16 protein-coding genes are annotated in these 16,973 nt (G+C 49.4%); 12 read left to right on the top strand and 4 right to left on the bottom strand.

Annotated elements, in window-relative coordinates; genetic code table 11:
- The first annotated feature begins 10 nt into the window (after positions 1 to 10).
- Together H9L42_RS03775 and H9L42_RS03770 are read left to right on the top strand one after the other, a co-directional pair.
- Positions 11 to 265, top strand: a complete 255-nt coding sequence (locus tag H9L42_RS03775) for a type II toxin-antitoxin system antitoxin (RefSeq protein ID WP_346726283.1) — start codon at positions 11 to 13, stop codon at positions 263 to 265.
- 497 nt (positions 266 to 762) lie between these two features.
- Positions 763 to 2,157, top strand: a complete 1,395-nt coding sequence (locus H9L42_RS03770) for an aminopeptidase (protein ID WP_187302070.1) — start codon at positions 763 to 765, stop codon at positions 2,155 to 2,157.
- A 278-nt stretch (positions 2,158 to 2,435) separates the two neighbouring features.
- On the opposite strand, the gene H9L42_RS03765 is transcribed toward H9L42_RS03770, so the two are convergent.
- Both H9L42_RS03765 and H9L42_RS03760 read right to left on the bottom strand, forming a co-directional pair.
- Positions 2,436 to 3,059 carry a DUF47 domain-containing protein gene (locus tag H9L42_RS03765; RefSeq protein ID WP_187302069.1) on the bottom strand — a complete coding sequence of 208 codons (624 nt, stop codon included), beginning with the start codon at positions 3,057 to 3,059 and terminating at the stop codon, positions 2,436 to 2,438.
- 21 nt (positions 3,060 to 3,080) lie between these two features.
- Complete coding sequence (locus tag H9L42_RS03760) at positions 3,081 to 4,133, bottom strand: inorganic phosphate transporter (RefSeq protein WP_187302068.1); 1,053 nt, start codon at positions 4,131 to 4,133, stop codon at positions 3,081 to 3,083.
- Between the two features lie 250 nt (positions 4,134 to 4,383).
- On the opposite strand from H9L42_RS03760, the gene H9L42_RS03755 reads away from it, so the two are divergent.
- The gene (locus tag H9L42_RS03755) at positions 4,384 to 4,953 is read left to right on the top strand and encodes an N-acetylmuramoyl-L-alanine amidase family protein (RefSeq protein ID WP_187302067.1); all 570 of its coding nucleotides are present in this window, start codon (positions 4,384 to 4,386) and stop codon (positions 4,951 to 4,953) included.
- Here the strand turns inward: H9L42_RS03755 and H9L42_RS03750 are convergent, their stop codons facing one another.
- Positions 4,954 to 5,868, bottom strand: coding sequence for a D-2-hydroxyacid dehydrogenase (locus tag H9L42_RS03750; protein WP_187302066.1), 915 nt, complete (start codon positions 5,866 to 5,868; stop codon positions 4,954 to 4,956).
- Positions 5,869 to 5,999: 131 nt separating this feature from the next.
- Between H9L42_RS03750 and H9L42_RS03745 the strand changes: the two genes are divergently transcribed.
- The 3 genes from H9L42_RS03745 to H9L42_RS03735 are packed head-to-tail and all read left to right on the top strand — an operon-like array spanning position 6,000 to position 8,076.
- The gene (locus tag H9L42_RS03745; RefSeq protein WP_187302065.1) at positions 6,000 to 6,542 is read left to right on the top strand and encodes a DUF6506 family protein; all 543 of its coding nucleotides are present in this window, start codon (positions 6,000 to 6,002) and stop codon (positions 6,540 to 6,542) included.
- A gap of 45 nt (positions 6,543 to 6,587) precedes the next feature.
- Complete coding sequence (gene rdgB / locus H9L42_RS03740; RefSeq protein WP_187302064.1) at positions 6,588 to 7,202, top strand: RdgB/HAM1 family non-canonical purine NTP pyrophosphatase; 615 nt, start codon at positions 6,588 to 6,590, stop codon at positions 7,200 to 7,202.
- Positions 7,203 to 7,215: 13 nt separating this feature from the next.
- The gene (locus tag H9L42_RS03735; RefSeq protein ID WP_187302063.1) at positions 7,216 to 8,076 is read left to right on the top strand and encodes a YihY/virulence factor BrkB family protein; all 861 of its coding nucleotides are present in this window, start codon (positions 7,216 to 7,218) and stop codon (positions 8,074 to 8,076) included.
- Between the two features lie 53 nt (positions 8,077 to 8,129).
- On the opposite strand, the gene H9L42_RS03730 is transcribed toward H9L42_RS03735, so the two are convergent.
- Positions 8,130 to 9,296 (bottom strand): 3-phosphoglycerate dehydrogenase family protein, encoded by a 1,167-nt coding sequence (locus tag H9L42_RS03730; protein WP_187302062.1) that lies wholly within the window; start codon positions 9,294 to 9,296, stop codon positions 8,130 to 8,132.
- Positions 9,297 to 9,418: 122 nt separating this feature from the next.
- Between H9L42_RS03730 and serC the strand changes: the two genes are divergently transcribed.
- From serC to H9L42_RS03700, 6 genes are all read left to right on the top strand, one after another.
- Positions 9,419 to 10,507, top strand: coding sequence for a 3-phosphoserine/phosphohydroxythreonine transaminase (gene serC / locus H9L42_RS03725; RefSeq protein WP_187302061.1), 1,089 nt, complete (start codon positions 9,419 to 9,421; stop codon positions 10,505 to 10,507).
- A gap of 58 nt (positions 10,508 to 10,565) precedes the next feature.
- Positions 10,566 to 11,783, top strand: a complete 1,218-nt coding sequence (locus H9L42_RS03720) for a cofactor-independent phosphoglycerate mutase (protein ID WP_187302060.1) — start codon at positions 10,566 to 10,568, stop codon at positions 11,781 to 11,783.
- A 2-nt stretch (positions 11,784 to 11,785) separates the two neighbouring features.
- A complete protein-coding gene (locus H9L42_RS03715) occupies positions 11,786 to 13,294 on the top strand; it encodes a D-alanyl-D-alanine carboxypeptidase family protein (RefSeq protein WP_187302059.1) in 1,509 nt (502 codons plus the stop codon).
- A 2-nt stretch (positions 13,295 to 13,296) separates the two neighbouring features.
- Positions 13,297 to 15,153 (top strand): excinuclease ABC subunit UvrC, encoded by a 1,857-nt coding sequence (gene uvrC, locus H9L42_RS03710; RefSeq protein ID WP_187302058.1) that lies wholly within the window; start codon positions 13,297 to 13,299, stop codon positions 15,151 to 15,153.
- Positions 15,154 to 15,219: 66 nt separating this feature from the next.
- Entirely contained in the window at positions 15,220 to 15,480 is a 261-nt protein-coding gene (locus H9L42_RS03705) for a DUF1292 domain-containing protein (RefSeq protein ID WP_187302057.1), read from the top strand.
- A 73-nt stretch (positions 15,481 to 15,553) separates the two neighbouring features.
- Positions 15,554 to 16,834: a L,D-transpeptidase family protein gene (locus H9L42_RS03700; protein WP_187302056.1), complete on the top strand. Its 1,281-nt coding sequence runs from the start codon at positions 15,554 to 15,556 to the stop codon at positions 16,832 to 16,834.
- Positions 16,835 to 16,973 lie beyond the last annotated feature (139 nt).

Here is a 16,973-nt window from a genome sequence, read left to right as displayed (position 1 = left end):
AGGCCAGCCTATGAAAGAAGAACTGGAGAAAAAGGAAGAGCAGCTCCAGAAAAAGCTGGAAAAGCTGGAAAAAATGGAGCAGGAAATCAAGGCCAGAGAGAAAAAGCTGAAGGAGTCCGAAAAAAAGAAAAAACAGATTCTTCTTAGGATCGCGCCGTCTTTGTGGGATGAAATCGCCAGGTGGGCGGAAGAGGACTTTCGGTCGATTAACGGACAGATTGAGTATCTTCTGGCAGAGTGTGTAAAGAAACGTAAAAATAAATAATTCAAGGAGCCCGGGAAACCAAGCGGGCTCCTTTTCGGCGTTCTCTTAAGAAGATACAATTTGCAGCCGCCTGCTCGTATAACATCACCGCGAACATCTTTTGTAAAAAATCCGTTGGATGGCGCCGAGCAAAACGAAATGCGAACAATTAAGGCGCTTTGAATGTAAAATTGCGGATTTGGTTGTCCCCGAAGGAAACGAGGGAGTATGAAAATGGAATGGCCCTAAAAAACGCAATTTTCTCTGTTTTTTTGCGATTGATTCGCGCTGCGCGGCCTCTAAAGGAAATTACAAGTGATTTGTTCGCGCTACCCGGATGCCTATGTATTCTGGCTGGCAACGAAAATTTTGCGTGTCTATTTTTTGGAAGAGATGGTATACTGAAAGTATCGAGTGAATCTTTATCGGGAAAAAGCCGATAAACCGCAGCCGCAGGTATATAACCGCGAATAAACGCGATCATGAAAAATAGAACAGGAAAGCGAGGAGAAAACAACATGTACAAAGAAAACGCGTGGAAAAAATACACGGATGAAGAGATGAAAAAGGTAATGGAATTCAGCGAAGGTTACAAGGCCTTTCTTTCAGAGGGCAAGACGGAACGGGCGTGTGCCCGGCTGACTCTGCGGATGGCGGAGGAAAAAGGATTCCGCGATCTGGAGGAAGTCCTGAAAGCAGGGGACTCTTTAAAACCGGGCGATAAAGTTTACGCGGTGAACATGAACAAAAATGTCGCCCTGTTTGTCATCGGGGAAAAACCGCTGGAAGAAGGACTGCGGATTTTAGGCGCGCACATTGACTCGCCGCGTCTGGACTTAAAGCAGAATCCTCTTTATGAGAGCGAAGGCTTTGCCCTTTTCGACACCCATTATTATGGCGGCATTAAAAAATACCAGTGGGTAACGCTGCCCTTGGCGCTGCACGGCGTAATCGTGAAAAAAGACGGGACAAGTGTCGATTTTGTCATCGGCGAGAAGGAAGAGGATCCGGTATTCGGAGTCAGCGATCTTTTGATCCATCTGGCGGCGGATCAGATGAAAAAAACAGGCGCGAAAATCGTGGAAGGCGAAAATCTGGACGTTACCATCGGCAGCATTCCTCTGAAAGAGGCGGCGGAAGATGAGAAAGAAAGGGAAGCGGTAAAAGCCAATATCCTGCGGATTTTAAAAGAAAACTACGGCATTGAGGAAGAGGACTTCCTCAGCGCGGAAATCGAAGTGGTTCCCAGCGGCAAAGCGAGGGATTACGGACTGGACCGCAGCATGATCATGGGATACGGGCATGATGACCGGGTATGCGCCTATACATCCCTTGCCGCGATTTTAGATGTGGAGTCCTGCCAGTATACAAACTGCTGCTTCCTGGTGGATAAAGAGGAAATTGGAAGCGTGGGAGCCACAGGCGCCCAGTCTCTGTTTATGGAAAATACTATCGCGGAACTGATGGCCTGCATGGAGGGAGAATCGCTGATTAAAGTCCGCAGAGCCCTTAAAAATACAAAGATGCTCTCCAGCGATGTCAGCGCGGGACTGGACCCGCTGTATCTGAGTGTCAGCGACAAGAAAAACGCCGCTTTCCTGGGGCACGGGATTGTATTCAACAAATACACCGGCGCCAGAGGAAAGAGCGGCTGCAACGACGCTAACCCGGAATATATCGCCCAGCTCAGAAAGATTCTGGATGACGCGAAAGTCAACTATCAGACCGCGGAACTGGGAAAAGTCGATCAGGGCGGCGGCGGAACCATCGCTTACATCATGGGGAATTACAACATGAATGTTATCGACGCGGGCGTGCCGGTACTGAATATGCACGCGCCGTGGGAAGTCGTTTCCAAGGCAGATGTGTACGAAGCCTATCGGGCATATAAATCGTTTTTAGGCGATTTTTAGCGAAAAAAGGAGAAACTGACGATTCATGCAGTTTGGAATGACAATACCGATGCAGAAATTTTTTCATATGGGCAAGCCTCCATATGGAGAAAAAATCGAAGATTTATTTTGCTGGGAACTGCATGTGATCCCCATTCAGGGGCGGAACGGCCAGACAGACGCTGTTGGGCGAGCTTCTGAATGCCGCTCCGACAAAGTGTACAGGGGATTCCTATGAAATAATAAACCGGGAGTTTATTGCTCCCGGTTTTTCACTGCGCGATTTAAAGATAGAATCATCAGCTGTTTTTCATTACAATCTGCTCCACCATATCGGCGACATCCTCGCAACTGTCGCAGCACCGCTCCAGACGCCCGTAGATGGAGGACCAGGCAAAGATTTTTACCGGATCGGTCTCCTCCATATAGAGACGCCGAGTAGCATCTACGTAGAGACGGTCGCCCTCCTCCTCCAGGCGATTGATCTCCACAATGATTTCGCGGAGAAGCGCTGATTTGCGGAAGTTGTGGAATTCCGCGGCGATTTTTTGCAGACCGCAGCAGCAGTCATAGATGATTTTCGCGAAGGTTTTCGCGTCCTCGCGAAGTTCTGTAGTATTGGACATGTACATGCCCAGCAGCACATCCTCAATGCTGTCGGTAACATCGTCGATAGCATGCGCCAGTTCGACGATATCTTCCCGTTCAAGGGGAGGCAGAAACTCCTTAACCAGACGGTTCATCATTTCATGTTTGATTTCATCTGCCGCGTGTTCGATATCATGCATGGCCTCAATACTTTTCGGCAGATCGATTGATGTATAATTGTCAAAACAGTCCCGCAGCATTGCCGCGGCGTCGTGACAGTAAGAAACACTCTTTATAAATGTTTCAAAATAATAATTTTTTTCCTTTTTTCCCATAATGCCTTCTCCTTTGTATTATCAGAATAACCACATAAACAATTTTGCCATAAGAAATCCGATCAGACCGCAGCCCGGAAACGTAAGAATCCAGGTCAGCACCATTTCACGGACAACACCCCAGTTTACGTTGGAGAGCCTTCTGGCCGCCCCCACGCCCATGATGGCAACAGTCTTTGTATGCGTCGTAGATACCGGAATTCCGGTAACCGAGGACAGGAGCAGACAGCCCGTGCCGGCAATGTCCGCGGAAAATCCCTGGTATTTTTCCATCTTTACCATATCCATGCCCACGGATTTAATAATGCGGTGGCCGCCGATGGAAGTCCCCAGGGCCATGACGGCGCTGCACAGAACCATCAGCCAGATGGGAATTTCAAAATTGGAAACATTGGCCTGTCCGTTTACAAGGAAGACGCCGAGCATAAAAACGCCCATAAATTTCTGACCGTCCTGGGCGCCGTGCATGAACGCCATCGTCGCGCCGCCGGCAACCTGTCCATAGCGGAAGAAGCCGAGGGTTTTGCGGCGATCCATTCGCTTGCACACAAGCTCGACGATTTTGACGGCAAGCCAGCCGAACCCGAAGCCCAGTACGGTGGAAAGCCCCAGTCCGTAGATTACTTTGATCCATTCGGAACCGTTGATTCCGCCCATTCCGCCGTGCAGAGCAATGGCGGCGCCGGAAATGCCGGCGATCAGAGCGTGGCTTTCGCTGGTTGGTATTCCAAACCACCAGGCCGCGGTTGCCCAGACCACAATGGCGAATAAAGAAGCGCACAGCGCGACCAAAGCGTCATCAGGGTTTCCGCCGAAATCCACCATATTGTAGATTGTGGTCGCGACGCTGGCGTTTACCAGCGTCATGACGAAAACACCGAGAAAATTAAAGACAGCGGCCATCAGTATGGCTGCTTTGGCAGAGATTGCCTGAGTCGATACGCAGGTCGCGATCGCGTTTGGCGCGTCGGTCCATCCGTTCACAAGAACGACCCCCAGAGTCAGCAGAACGGTAACCACCAACACAGGACTGGAACCGAGCTGGGAGATAAATTCTCCTAATGAAACTGTCATTTGATCTCTTGTTCTCCTTTCATTTTACCGGAATTCATTACAATAATTTTGATTCTTTACATGCTGTTAGAAACGTAATCATTATACAGAGGAATGATGGTCGGATCAATATGCTTTCCCTATTTCCATGCCGGATTTTCGCAAAAAAAGAGCTTTTTTAGCGAAAAAAGGAAAATCGTTGGGATAAGAACAAAAAGGAGCGTTGCCGCATAGGATAAAAAAACTGAAAAAGAAAGGAGATATGCACCATATGGCGATTAAAATATTTGTCGATCAGGGACATAATCCCCAGAACCCGAATGCCGGAGCTGAGGTGAACGGGGTCAGAGAGCAGGATATCAATTATGAGGTGGGAGTGCGCCTGGCGGCGCTGCTCCGGGCGGATCCTGATTTTGACGTGAGGCTTTCCCGCGATACGCCGGAAGAGCAGCTGGGAACCAGCAACGCCACCAGTCTGCAGGCCAGGGTCTATGAGGCCAACACCTGGGGCGCCGATTATTTTGTCAGCCTGCATTGCAATACCAGTACCAACACTTCCGCCAGCGGCAGCGAAGCCTATGTGTATAGTGAATCCACGCCGGCTTACACACTGGCAGGGCGGATTCTGGAAGGCCTGCATGATATGACCGGTCTGAGGAACCGGGGCGTATTCATACGTCCGAGTCTGTATGTGCTGCGCGCGACTTCCATGCCGGCCGTGCTTGTGGAAATGGGATACATGACAAACGCAAACGATCTGTATCTGCTGACCAGCGATCCGGAAAGCTTTGCCAGGGGAATCTACCGGGGAATCCGTCTGTATTTCGGAATGACGTCTTAATTATAAATCTACCCGGTTGAGCGTTCCGCCCTGAAGAAAACTGCTCAGGTTGTCTGCCAGAACCCTGCAGATAGTCTGGCGCATTTCGGTCGGAGTCCAGGCCAGATGCGGCGTGATAATACAGTTTTCCAAAGCGATCAGAGGATGATCGGAGGAAGGAGGCTCCTGGGCAAGTACATCCACGGCGGCGGCGCGCAAACGACCGGATTTCAGAGCGTCCGCGAGAGCCGCTTCGTCAACCAGCCCGCCTCTTGCGGTATTGATCAGAACAGCTCCGGGCTTCATCCTTTCGATAAATTCTGTGTTGACAAAGTTCGCGTTTTCTTTTGTAAGAGGGCAGTGGAGCGTGACAAAATCGGACTTTACGGCTGCGTCAGGCTCTTTGCTGTACACATGAATTTCCATTCCCAGCGCCTTCGCGATTTCCGCGACCCTTCTTCCGATCTGGCCATAGCCGACAATCCCCAGGGATTTGCCCTTCAAAAGGACGAGGGGTTCTTTCCAGTAGCAGAAATACGGGCAGTCGTGCCAGTCGCCTTTTTTTACAGAGGTGTTATGAAGACCTGCGTGGTTGCATAGTTCCAGTATCAGCGCGATCGTATGCTGGGCGACCGCGTCTGTCGAATAGGCCGGGATATAGGTAACCGCGATGCCGAGCTCTCCGGCGGCGTCCACATCAATATTATTGTAACCGGTAGCCATGGAGCCGATATATTTTAAAGAAGGACATTTCATCATCAAATCTCTTGTAATCAGACATTTGCTGGTCAGCAGGATTTCCGCGTCTCCAATGCGGGAAAGCATCTGATCCGGCTCTGTAGCGTCATAAACCTCCAGCTCTCCGATTTCAGAAAGCGCGTTCCAGGAAAGATCGCCGGGGTTGATGGTATGCCCGTCAAGCATGACAATTTTCATAAATACAAACTCCTTTCAAAGCAAATCTACAGGTATTCTACCGCACAGGGAGTAGAAAGTCCAGAAACAATATGGTATAATAATGCAACTAATTCCAGTTGTTTGAACGGAATATAAAGAAGGAGGGCATTATGTTTAAGTACGCATTTATTGAAGAAGCGGAAGGCGCGTCGCCGGAAAACTATTCGTTTACTTATGAGAATTCCGAAAGCCGCAGCTTTGTAGCCGGGGTCAATGATATGGATATGGCCGAGGAATTGGTGAAAAAGCTGGATCAGGAAGGCTATGAGCTGATCGATCTATGCGGCGCTTTTGATGATGAGCGGGCGCAGCGGCTGAGGAAAGCGGTGAAAGGGGATATGGAGATTCTTCATGTCAATTTTTTCCCGGAAGAACAGAAGAAGCTGGACGCTCTGGATTCTTTCAAAGAATTCGGCGTTGTCATTGTAATGGATGGAGTGGAGGATACTCAGAAATTTGAGCTGAGAAATGAGGAATGCAATACATATGTACGTTTTACAAAAGATCTGGAAGCGGCAAAGGCGGCCGCCAAAGAACTGACGGATCAGGGCGTATATTTCATCGAAATCTGCAGCTATTTCGATGAAGAAAAAACCCGCGCGATAATTGACGCGGTCGGCGGAAAAGTTCCGGTAGGTTCCTGCGGAATCTGAAGTAATAATCGCGGAATGGGTCATACTATAGGATGAGGAGTTTTTATGAGTATCATTGTCGCTGCATCAAAAAATCAGCATAAAATCAAGGAAATCGAAGCGATCACAAAGGAATTCGGAATGGAAATCATCCCCAGGGACAAAGCCGGCGTTCCGGATGTGGAGATTGAGGAAGACGGGAGCACGTTTGAAGAAAATTCCCGGAAAAAGGCTTATGAAATCATGAAGCTCTGCGGTGAAATCACGATCGCGGATGATTCCGGCCTGGAAGTAGATTGTCTGGACGGAGCGCCGGGCGTGTTTTCCGCCCGCTTCGCGGGAGAAGATGGAAACGATCAGGCTAACAATGATAAACTGAAATCATTGATTAAGGATGTCCCTTATGAGAAACGAACCGGCCGGTTTGTATCTGTGATTACCATGGTGTATCCGGATGGAGAAACTCTGACGGCCCGGGGAGAAGTGGAGGGGCATATTGTACTGGAAGAACGGGGCAGCAACGGATTCGGGTATGATCCGCTGTTTGTGCCTCTGGGATATTCCATAACTTTCGGAGAATTTCCGCCGGAAGAAAAAAATAAAATCAGCCACAGAGCCAACGCGCTGAGGGAATTGCGGAGGCTGCTGGAGCAGAAGACCGGAGAAAAAGAAAACAGGTAAAGCGAGAGCAATTATGAAACGACGATTTTTACAAATGGTATTTTTAGGGATCAAGCGGTTTCGTGATCCGTATTATCAGGGGTTTGCCGCGCAGATCTCCTTTTATCTGTTGCTTTCGATTGTGCCGGTTCTCTTGATTTTAACACAGATTCTGGGCTACTTTAATATGTCGGTGGAAGATGTCGTTCAGTGGCTCAGCGCGTATACCGGAAATGAAATTTCCAGCGCGCTGCACAGGCTGATCGAATTTTCGCCGGCAGGCGCGGGAAACATCGTTTTCCTGGTTGTAGCCCTCTGGGCCGCGTCCAGGGCGCAGTTCGCCATTATGCGGATTACCAATTATACCTTTACCGATGGGCAGACAACGGGAAGAGGATACTGGAGAGAGCGGTTTCGCGCGGTGCGCACGATGATCGTGACGCTTTTTACAATCGCGTTTGCCCTGGTGATTCTGGGTTACGGAGATCTTTTGCTGCGGGCGGTCGTGCGTTTGCTGAGTCTGGACGCGGATAAATATATCAACAATATCTGGATGTATCTGCGCTGGATTTTAGGGCTGGCTCTTTATTTTCTGATGGTAAGCTACAATTACTATATTTTGCCCACAAACCGGGTTCCGTTCCGCAAAATCCTGCCCGGCAGCATTTTCGCGTCAGGCGGTATGCTGATTGTGACGCTGATCTACGCCCGGTATACAACGAGCGTGGCAAATTATGATATTATTTACGGCGCGTTGTCTTCGATTGTAGCGATTCTATTCTGGTTCTACTTTTTAGCCTGGGTGCTCTGCCTGGGAATCCTCGTGAACAAAGTGTGGGACGATACAGAAGAATTCAGTAAAAGAAAGCCGGTACAGAGACCGGGCACAAAATAGAAAAAGCATGCCGCGTTGGAATGAAAAATGCGGCATGCTTTTTTACAGAGATCTTATTGAATAACTCTTACACGGATAAACTCGTCTGTTCCGAGTTTTCCCTTCAGTTCGTCTTCTGAAATTCCGCCGGAAGTTTCTAACAGGGTATAGGCGAAGTCTCCTTTGCTCTTGTTGATCATATTATCTACATTAATTGCGAGATCTCCGAAGACTCCGGTGATTTTTTCAAGAATTCCGGGAACGTTTTTGTGAATGATGCAGGCTCTTGACGCGCCGTCAGCCTTCGCCCCCAGGCTGCATGCCGGGAAGTTCACAGAGTTTACAATGTTTCCGTTTTCTATGTAATCCATAATCTGATCCACCGCCATGGAAGCGCAGTTTTCTTCCGCCTCCGCTGAAGACGCGCCCAGATGCGGCAGTACGATGGTATGATCAAAGTTGATGACCCGATCATCCGTAAAGTCTGTTACATATTTTTTTACTTTTCCGTCAGCCAGGGCTTTTTCCAGCGCGTCGTCATCCATGAGCTTGTCTCTGGAGAAGTTCAGGAAGATAACGCCCTCCTTCATCTGGGCGAAAGCTTCTGCGTTTACCATTTTGCTGGTACTGTCAGTCGCCGGAACATGGATGCTGATATAATCACATTTCGGATACAGATCCTTGAGGTTGTCCACAACACGGACCGTGGTGGACAGACTGAGGGCCGCTTTGACACTGAGGAACGGGTCATAGCCGATTACATCCATTCCCAGATTTTCAGCGGCGTTGGCAACCATGGCGCCGATGGCGCCCAGTCCGATAACGCCCAGCGTTTTTCCCTTCAGCTCGGTTCCGGCAAACTGGCCTTTTCCTTTTTCAACGGCTTTTCCGACGCCTTCGGTTCCGGCTAACGTCTTCGCCCAGGCAAGACCTTCGGGGATATTTCTCGCGGCCAGCAGCATACCCGCCAGGACAAGTTCTTTTACCGCGTTGGCGTTGGCTCCGGGAGTGTTGAATACGACGATTCCCTCCTGGGCGCAGCGGTCAAGGGGAATATTGTTAACACCCGCGCCGGCGCGGCCGATTGCCAGCAGATCACTCGAAAATTCCATATCGTGCATGGCCTGGCTGCGAACGAGAATGCCGTTCGCCTCATCGGTATTATCGATGACTGTATATCCATCCGTAAGCCTGGAAAGGCCAACCGGTGATATTTTATTAAGGGTTGCGATTTTATACATGGTTTCACCTCTCTAATATTTTGAATTATCCTAAATTATAGCACTTTACCGCAGGCCAGTAAAGTGATATAATAGGAAATCATTTGTGAAATTAAAATCAAGTCTTAGCGGAGGTGAAAAAATTGAGTTATAACAGAGCTTACAATTTTTCTGCGGGTCCATCCATGCTGCCCCTTTCGGTAATCGAAAGCGTAGCGGAGAACCTGCCTAACTATAAAGGCTGCGGAGAATCCGTAATGGAGATGAGCCATCGCTCCAAAGAATTCAAAACAATTCTGGAAGAGGCGGAAAAGGATCTGAGAGAGATTATGAACATTCCGGACAACTACAAGGTAATGTTCCTGCAGGGCGGCGGCACGCTGCAGTTTGCCATGGTTCCCCTGAATCTTCTGAGAAAATCAGGAAAGGCCGATTACATCATCACCGGTTCCTGGGCAAAGAAAGCTGCCAAGGAAGCGAAAAAATTCGGAGACATTAAAATCGTGGCGTCTTCGGAAGAATCCACATTCTCCTATATTCCGGAAGTGAAGAAAGAGGATTTCCGGCCGGACGCGGATTATGTACATATTACATTTAACAACACCATATACGGAACCCATTATCCGTATATTCCGGATACGGGAGATATTCCGCTGGTGGCGGACATGTCCTCCTGCATTCTGTCCGAGGAAATAGACGTTTCCAAATTCGGGCTGATTTACGCGGGAGCGCAGAAAAATGTCGCTCCGTCCGGCGTAACCATTGTAATTATGAGAGAAGACCTGATCGGATTCGCGAAAGAAACCGTTCCGACCTATCTGGACTACAAAGTTCACGCGGAAAACGACTCTGCCTATAATACGCCCAACTGTTTTGGCATCTATGTGGCGGGAGAAGTATTCAAGCACATTAAGAATATCGGCGGAATCGCAGCGATGCATGATCTGGACGTAAAGAAAGCGAAAAAACTGTATGACTATATTGATTCCAGCCAGCTTTACACCTGCCCGGTAAGAGAGCAGGATCGTTCCCTGATGAACGTGGTATTTGTTACCGGAAACGGCGATCTGGATAAAAAGTTTGTCGCGGAGGGAAAAGCGGCAGGGCTGCATAACCTCAACGGACACCGTTCCATCGGCGGCATGCGGGCCAGCATCTATAACGCGATGCCGATGGAAGGCGTAGACGCCCTCATCGACTTTATGAAAAAATTCGAAGCGGAAAATAAATAAAGAACGAAAAGCTTCCCTTTTACGGAAGGGAAGCTTTTCCGATTACAGGAGGATTTGTATGAAATATTTAATTCTGGTTCCCGATGGAGCCGGAGATGAACCGGTTGAAGCGCTGGGCGGAAAGACGCCTCTGGAAGCCGCGGATATTCCGATGATCAACGAACTGGCAGCCAAAGGACAGGTGGGAACGGTAAAGACCATTCCGCCGGGAGTCGCTCCGGGATCGGACGCGGCCAATCTGTCTGTAATGGGATACGATCCTTCCGTGTATCTGACCGGAAGATCACCTCTGGAAGCGGCCAGCATCGGTATTAATATGTCGGACACGGATGTGGCGTTCCGCGTCAACCTGATTACCCTTACGGGAGAGGGGGACTATGAAGATCTGATTATTACGGATCACAGTTCCGGTGATATTACGACGGAGGAAGCGGATCAGCTGATTCAGGCGGTCAATGAAGCTTTCGCCGATGAGCGGATTCATTTCTATACCGGCGTCAGCTACCGCCACTGCATGATTGTGCATAATGGATCTACCGATTATGAACTGACGCCGCCTCACGATGTTCTGACCCAGAGAGTGGGCGATCATCTGCCTAAGGGCGAAGGCAGTGAATTCCTCACGGATATGATGAAAAAAAGTTATGAGATCCTAAAAGACCATCCGGTGAATCAGGATCGGATCGCCAGAGGTCTGAATCCGGCCAATACACTTTGGATCTGGGGTCAGGGAAGGAAGCCGAGCCTGTCCTCTTTCTATGATAAATACGGAATTAAGGGAACCGCGATTTCCGCGGTGGATCTGATTAAGGGAATCGCTATCTGCGCGGGGCTGAACTCCGTGGATGTGGAGGGCGCTACCGGTACCCTGCATACCAACTTTGACGGTAAAGCCCAGGCTGCCATCCGGGAATACAAGGATGGAAAAGATTTCGTCTATATGCATCTGGAAGGACCGGATGAATGTTCCCATCAGGGAGATATGGAGGGAAAACTGGAGTGTATGCATTCCATCGACCAGAAGGTCTTGAAACCGATCGTGGAATATCTGCGCGGCGCGGGCGAGGATTTTCGCGCGCTGATCGTTCCGGATCACAGAACGCCTCTCGCTATCCGGACCCATTCGGCGGATCCGGTGCCTTATGTGATTTACGACAGCAGAAAGGAAAAGCCGGAGGACAAGTCCCGCCAGTTTAATGAAAAATCCGGCGCCGAAGGACCGTATTTTGACAGCGGATACGCGCTGGCGGATTTCTTCTTTGAAAAACAGGAGTAGCTATGAAATTCAGAAAAAGGCTGTTTGTTTTTATTATGATACTTGCGATTGCCTGCGTCCAGTGGACGCCGGCATTTGCTGCTTCTGCGGACAGCCCGCAGCTGGAAGCGGAGTCCGCGATTGTAATCGACGCCGATTCGGGGAAGATTCTTTACGAAAAAGATATTTATACCAAAAGGCAGCCCGCCAGCACGACAAAGATCGTTACCTGTATGGTAGTCCTGGAGCATCTGGAACTGGATGACACGCTTACCGCTAAGCATGACGCGGTGCAGATGGGGAGCATTATTGATATTAAGAAAGGCGAAGAATTTGTTGTAGAGGATTTGCTTTACGCGTTGATGCTGCCTTCGGCCAATGACGCGGCGGTCGCTTTTGCGGAGGAAATCGGAGGGAATGAAACGAACTTCTGCAAGCTGATGAACGAATGGGCGGAGGATTGCGGAGCGAAGAGTACAAACTTCCTTAACCCCAGCGGTCTGAACTGGCAGGGACAGGAAGAACATCTGACCACCGCTTATGATCTGGCGCTGATTACCAAAGAAGCCATGAAGAACAAAACCTTCCGCAAACTGATTAGCACGGAAAGCTACACCATGCCGGCAACGAACAAGTCAAAAAAGCGGGAGCTGAAGAATACCAACAAGCTGCTTTGGGATACGGAGCCGATTACCGTAGAAGAAGAAACAACTTCCACAAAAAACGGTAAGACGGTTGTGAATACAAAGGAAATTGAATTCGTACCGAAATACGAAGGAACAATCGGCGTGAAAACCGGTCAGACCAGCACGGCCGGAGCCTGTCTGGTAGGCGCGGTAGAACGCAACGGAACGGAGCTGATTTCCGTAGTACTCAACTCCGGCGCGGACAGCCGGTTTTACGACACGGCTAAGATGTGGGATTATGTGCTGGAAAATTTCTATGATACCCACAATATTGTCAGAAAAAATGAACATGTGGGTAAGGTCCGCGTAAAGCGGGGAGAACACCGGCATGTGGCGGGAATAGCAGAGTCCGCGGCAGCGGTGACGGTGACCAGCGGCGCGGAGATTGACGGCGTTACAACTGAATTTGAGGAGATGGAGCTGCAGGCCCCTGTAAAAAAAGGGGATAAGGTCGGTGTGATCAAGGTTTACAATGGGAACGAACTTGTGAGCCAGACCGATGTAGTGGCCGCGGAGACGATCGAAAAAGGCGGTCCTCTTTCCTACATAGGAATCCCTGACTGGCTGGCAGTGCTGATCTATATTGCCGCGGCGCTGATTCTGCTGATGCTTCTGATCATCTGGCTTTTGCGCAGACGGGCGCGAAAACGCCGGAGAAGGCGTAAAGCCGCGGCGGCGCGAGGGAGTCAGTACCAGGCCGGACAGAGTTACCAGAGGCAGCAGCGAAGTGGAACACGGCCGCCGGTACGTCCGAATCAGGAATCACAGCAGCCTTCCTCAGACAGACGCGCCCGCAACGCGGCAAAACGGAAGAAACGTAAGAGCAAAGGAAGAGTGCAGAGATAACGATGTTTGACATTCAGGAAAACCTAAAAAAACTCCCGGATTCTCCGGGAGTTTATCTTCATAAGGATAAACTGGGGCAGGTAATTTACGTGGGCAAGGCCGTTTCTCTGAAAAATCGGGTACGCCAGTATTTTCAATCCTCTCGCCATATGGACCCTAAAGTGCGGTCCATGGTTTCCCAGATTGAGGAGTTTGAATATATTACGACGGGCAGCGAAATGGAAGCCCTGATTCTGGAATGCAATCTCATCAAAAAATACAGTCCCAAGTACAATGTTCTGCTCCGGGATGACAAGACCTACCCCTATATCAAAGTCACCATGGAGGAGACCTATCCGCGGCTTCTGAAAACCCGGCAGGTAAAAAAAGACGGCAGTAAATATTTCGGCCCGTACAGCGACGCGGGAGCGGTCAATCAGATCGTGGATCTGCTGAACCAGGTATACGCTCTGAAGAAATGTTCCGCCAGAGTGTTTCCCAAGGGTTTCCGTCCGTGCCTGAACTATCATATCAAGCAGTGCGACGGCATCTGTCAGGGGACGGTTTCGCCTGCGGAATACCGGGAGAAAATCGATCACGCGGTGGAGTTCCTTCGGGGCAGAACGAAAGGCATTCTGTCACACCTGGAAGAGGAGATGCGCAAAGCGTCAGAAAATCTGGATTTTGAGCGGGCAGCCGAATACAGAGACTATATTATGGCCGCGAAGGCGCTTTCGGAAAAGCAGCGAGTGGTGCTGCAGGATACAAAGGATGTGGATCTGATTCTGGTAGCCCGCGGGGCAAAGCAGCGCCACGTCGTTCTGTTCTTTGTGCGGGACGGAAAACTCAGCGGGAGAGAGACCTACGATCTTCAGTCTATGGAGGAAGATACCTCCGATGAGATTGTGGCGGCCTTTCTAAAACAGCATTACAGCCAGAGCATCCATCTTCCCAAGGAGATTCTGCTGGAAAAACAGCCGGAGGAAAAAAAACTTCTGGAGGCCTATCTTTCGGAGCTGGCGGGACACCAGGTGCGCCTTCTGGCTCCGAAGAAGGGAGAAAAAAGAGCGCTTCTGGAGCTGGCGAAAAAAGATGTGGTGGAAATGGTCAAGACCATCGATCAGCGGGCGGAAGTCCGGAAGGAACGGGCCCAGAGCCTTGGAAAAGAAATTTATACCATTCTGAATCACATGGGTTATGAGGACCAGCCCTACAACGGCAGGGACTATCGGGTGGAAGCGTACGATATTTCCAACACCAACGGAGTAGACACGGTGGGGGCGATGGTCGTCTTTGAGGGACTGCGGCCGGACAAAAAATCCTATCGGAGATTTAAAATACGGACGGTGGAAGGACAGGATGACTATGCTTGTATGCAGGAAGTCCTGTTTCGGCGGTTCCGGCGCGCCCTGGAAGGAGACGAAGGCTTTTCCGTGCTTCCGGATCTGATTCTGATGGATGGAGGAAAGGGGCACGTTAACGCGGCGATTGAGATGATCCGGGCAATGGATCTGGATCTGGCGGTGGCGGGTATGGCGAAAGACGATCACCACAGAACCCGTTCGCTGGTATATATTGAAAACGGACAGATGCGGGAGCTTCGCCTGCGGGAACATCCGTTGCTTTACAAGTACATGGGGACGGTTCAGGAGGAAGTACACCGTTTTGCCATTGATTATCACCGGGGGCTGCGGGGAAAACGAATGCTCACCTCCGTGCTGGATGAAATTGAAGGAATCGGACCAGCCAAACGCGGCGCGCTGCTGGATCATTTCGGAAGCGTCGAACGGATCAAGCAGGCTTCCGTGGAAGAACTGCGGGAGGTAAAGGGAATTACGGAAAAACTGGCAGAAAAAATTAGAGAATATTTTCATTGCTAAAATACCGGCGGAATGGTATAGTAGTGATATTAGCAATGATTTTAAGAATTTTGGAGGAAACAAGCTATGGCAGAGGCAGATATCATCACATTGGAATATGATGATGGCACAGAACTGGAATGTGAAATGATGGGCGTCTTTGAGGCGGATGGGAAAGAATATATCGCGCTGATCCCTCAGGATGACTCGGACGACGTGTATATCTACGGATATAAAGAAGTCAGCGAGGATGAGTTTGAACTGATCGATATTGAAGACGACGCGGAGTTTGAAAGAGCGGTCGCTGTATTTGACCAGCTCATGCTCGAAGAGGATGAAGAAGAGTAAAGGGAATGTTTCCCGGAAGGGCATTGCCGGGCTTGCGCGCCGGCAGCTGTATGTGTGAAAAGGAGAATGGAAGATGCAGATTGCGGAATCCCGCAAAAGGATTGCGGGAGCTATTGCGGCAGGGCTGTTTCTGGCTCTGTGTTTTCTGGTGCTTGCTGGATCGGATGTCCATGCGCAGACCGACAATGAAAAGGGAAGCGCGGCGTCTGAGCAGACCAGTGTTTCGATTTTGTCCGAGCAGGTAAATGATGGATGGCAGGCAGATGGAACGTATTATCGGGATGGCGCCTTGCTGAGGGGGTTTCAGACGATTGACGGAACTCTCTACTATTTGGATTCTGCTACCGGAGTAAAGAAAGTAAACATCCGCGCGTTTTATAACGGAACGCTGTATCGCTTTGGTTCCGACGGGGCTGGAGCGCTTTATACGGGTACTTATAACAAAAAATATTACCGAAACGGTTCGCTTTATACCGGCACCTATAAAGGAAAACGCTATTCAAAGGGAGTTCTGTTTACCGGTACTTATAATAAAAAGTATTATAAGGCAGGAAAGCGTTATTCCGGTGTCCGCGGAAGCTATTATTACGCGAAAGGCGTAAAGCAGACCCGGTATAAGAACAAAGTCAGAAAAATGAACAATGGCAAAATCTATTACTTTACCAAAAAAGGGAAGGTATATAAGAAAAAAGGCTGGAAACGCGTTAACGGAAAGCGGTATTATTTTAAGAGCGGCGCGGCTGTGACCGGATGGAAATCCATCGGGAAATATAAATATTACTTTGATAAGAAGGGGCGCCTGTGCCAGGATCTGATCGCGAAATTCGGAAATAAGTGGAAGAAAAAAGTTTCGCTGATTAAAGTGAACCGCAAAAGAAACTGCGTGACCCTTTACGCGAAAGATGGAAAGAAATGGATTCCAGTAAAAGCGATGGCGTGTTCCGTTGGAAAGGCCGGAACGCCAACCGTTAAGGGAACCTACTACCTGACAAAAGACCGAACCTACAGATGGGGACTGCTGGGAGGACCTACTATGGGCGGATATGTTTACGGCCAGTACTGCTCCAGAATTACCGGAAGCTATCTGTTCCATTCGGTTACTTACAGAACAAGGAACAACCGGACACTGGTTACTTCCGCTTACAATAACCTGGGAGGACCGGCTTCCCACGGATGTATCCGTCTGCAGACGAGCAACGCGAAGATCATCTATGATATTGCGAGAAATAAGAACACGAAAGTTGTGATTTATGATGGAAAATCCGTAGGGCCTTTTGATAAGCCGAGCGTAAAGAAAATTCCTTCCGGACAGAATTACGATCCGACGGATCCGAACATCAAGAAGAAAAAATAAGACAATTTGGGACGCAGCTCATGGTATGAAAGCTGCGTCTTTTTCTTGCGCGGACCCCAAGATAGTATACAAAATTTCTTTACAAACGAAATAAAAGGACATAAAATATAAGAATTGGGAAATAGAAAGAAGATTGTTT

It is taken from the genome of Zhenpiania hominis, assembly GCF_014333425.1.
Taxonomy (GTDB): Bacteria; Bacillota; Clostridia; order Peptostreptococcales; family Anaerovoracaceae; genus Hominibacterium; species Hominibacterium hominis.
Note: the sequence above shows the minus strand (reverse complement) of the source record. Positions and strands in the feature narration are given on the sequence as shown.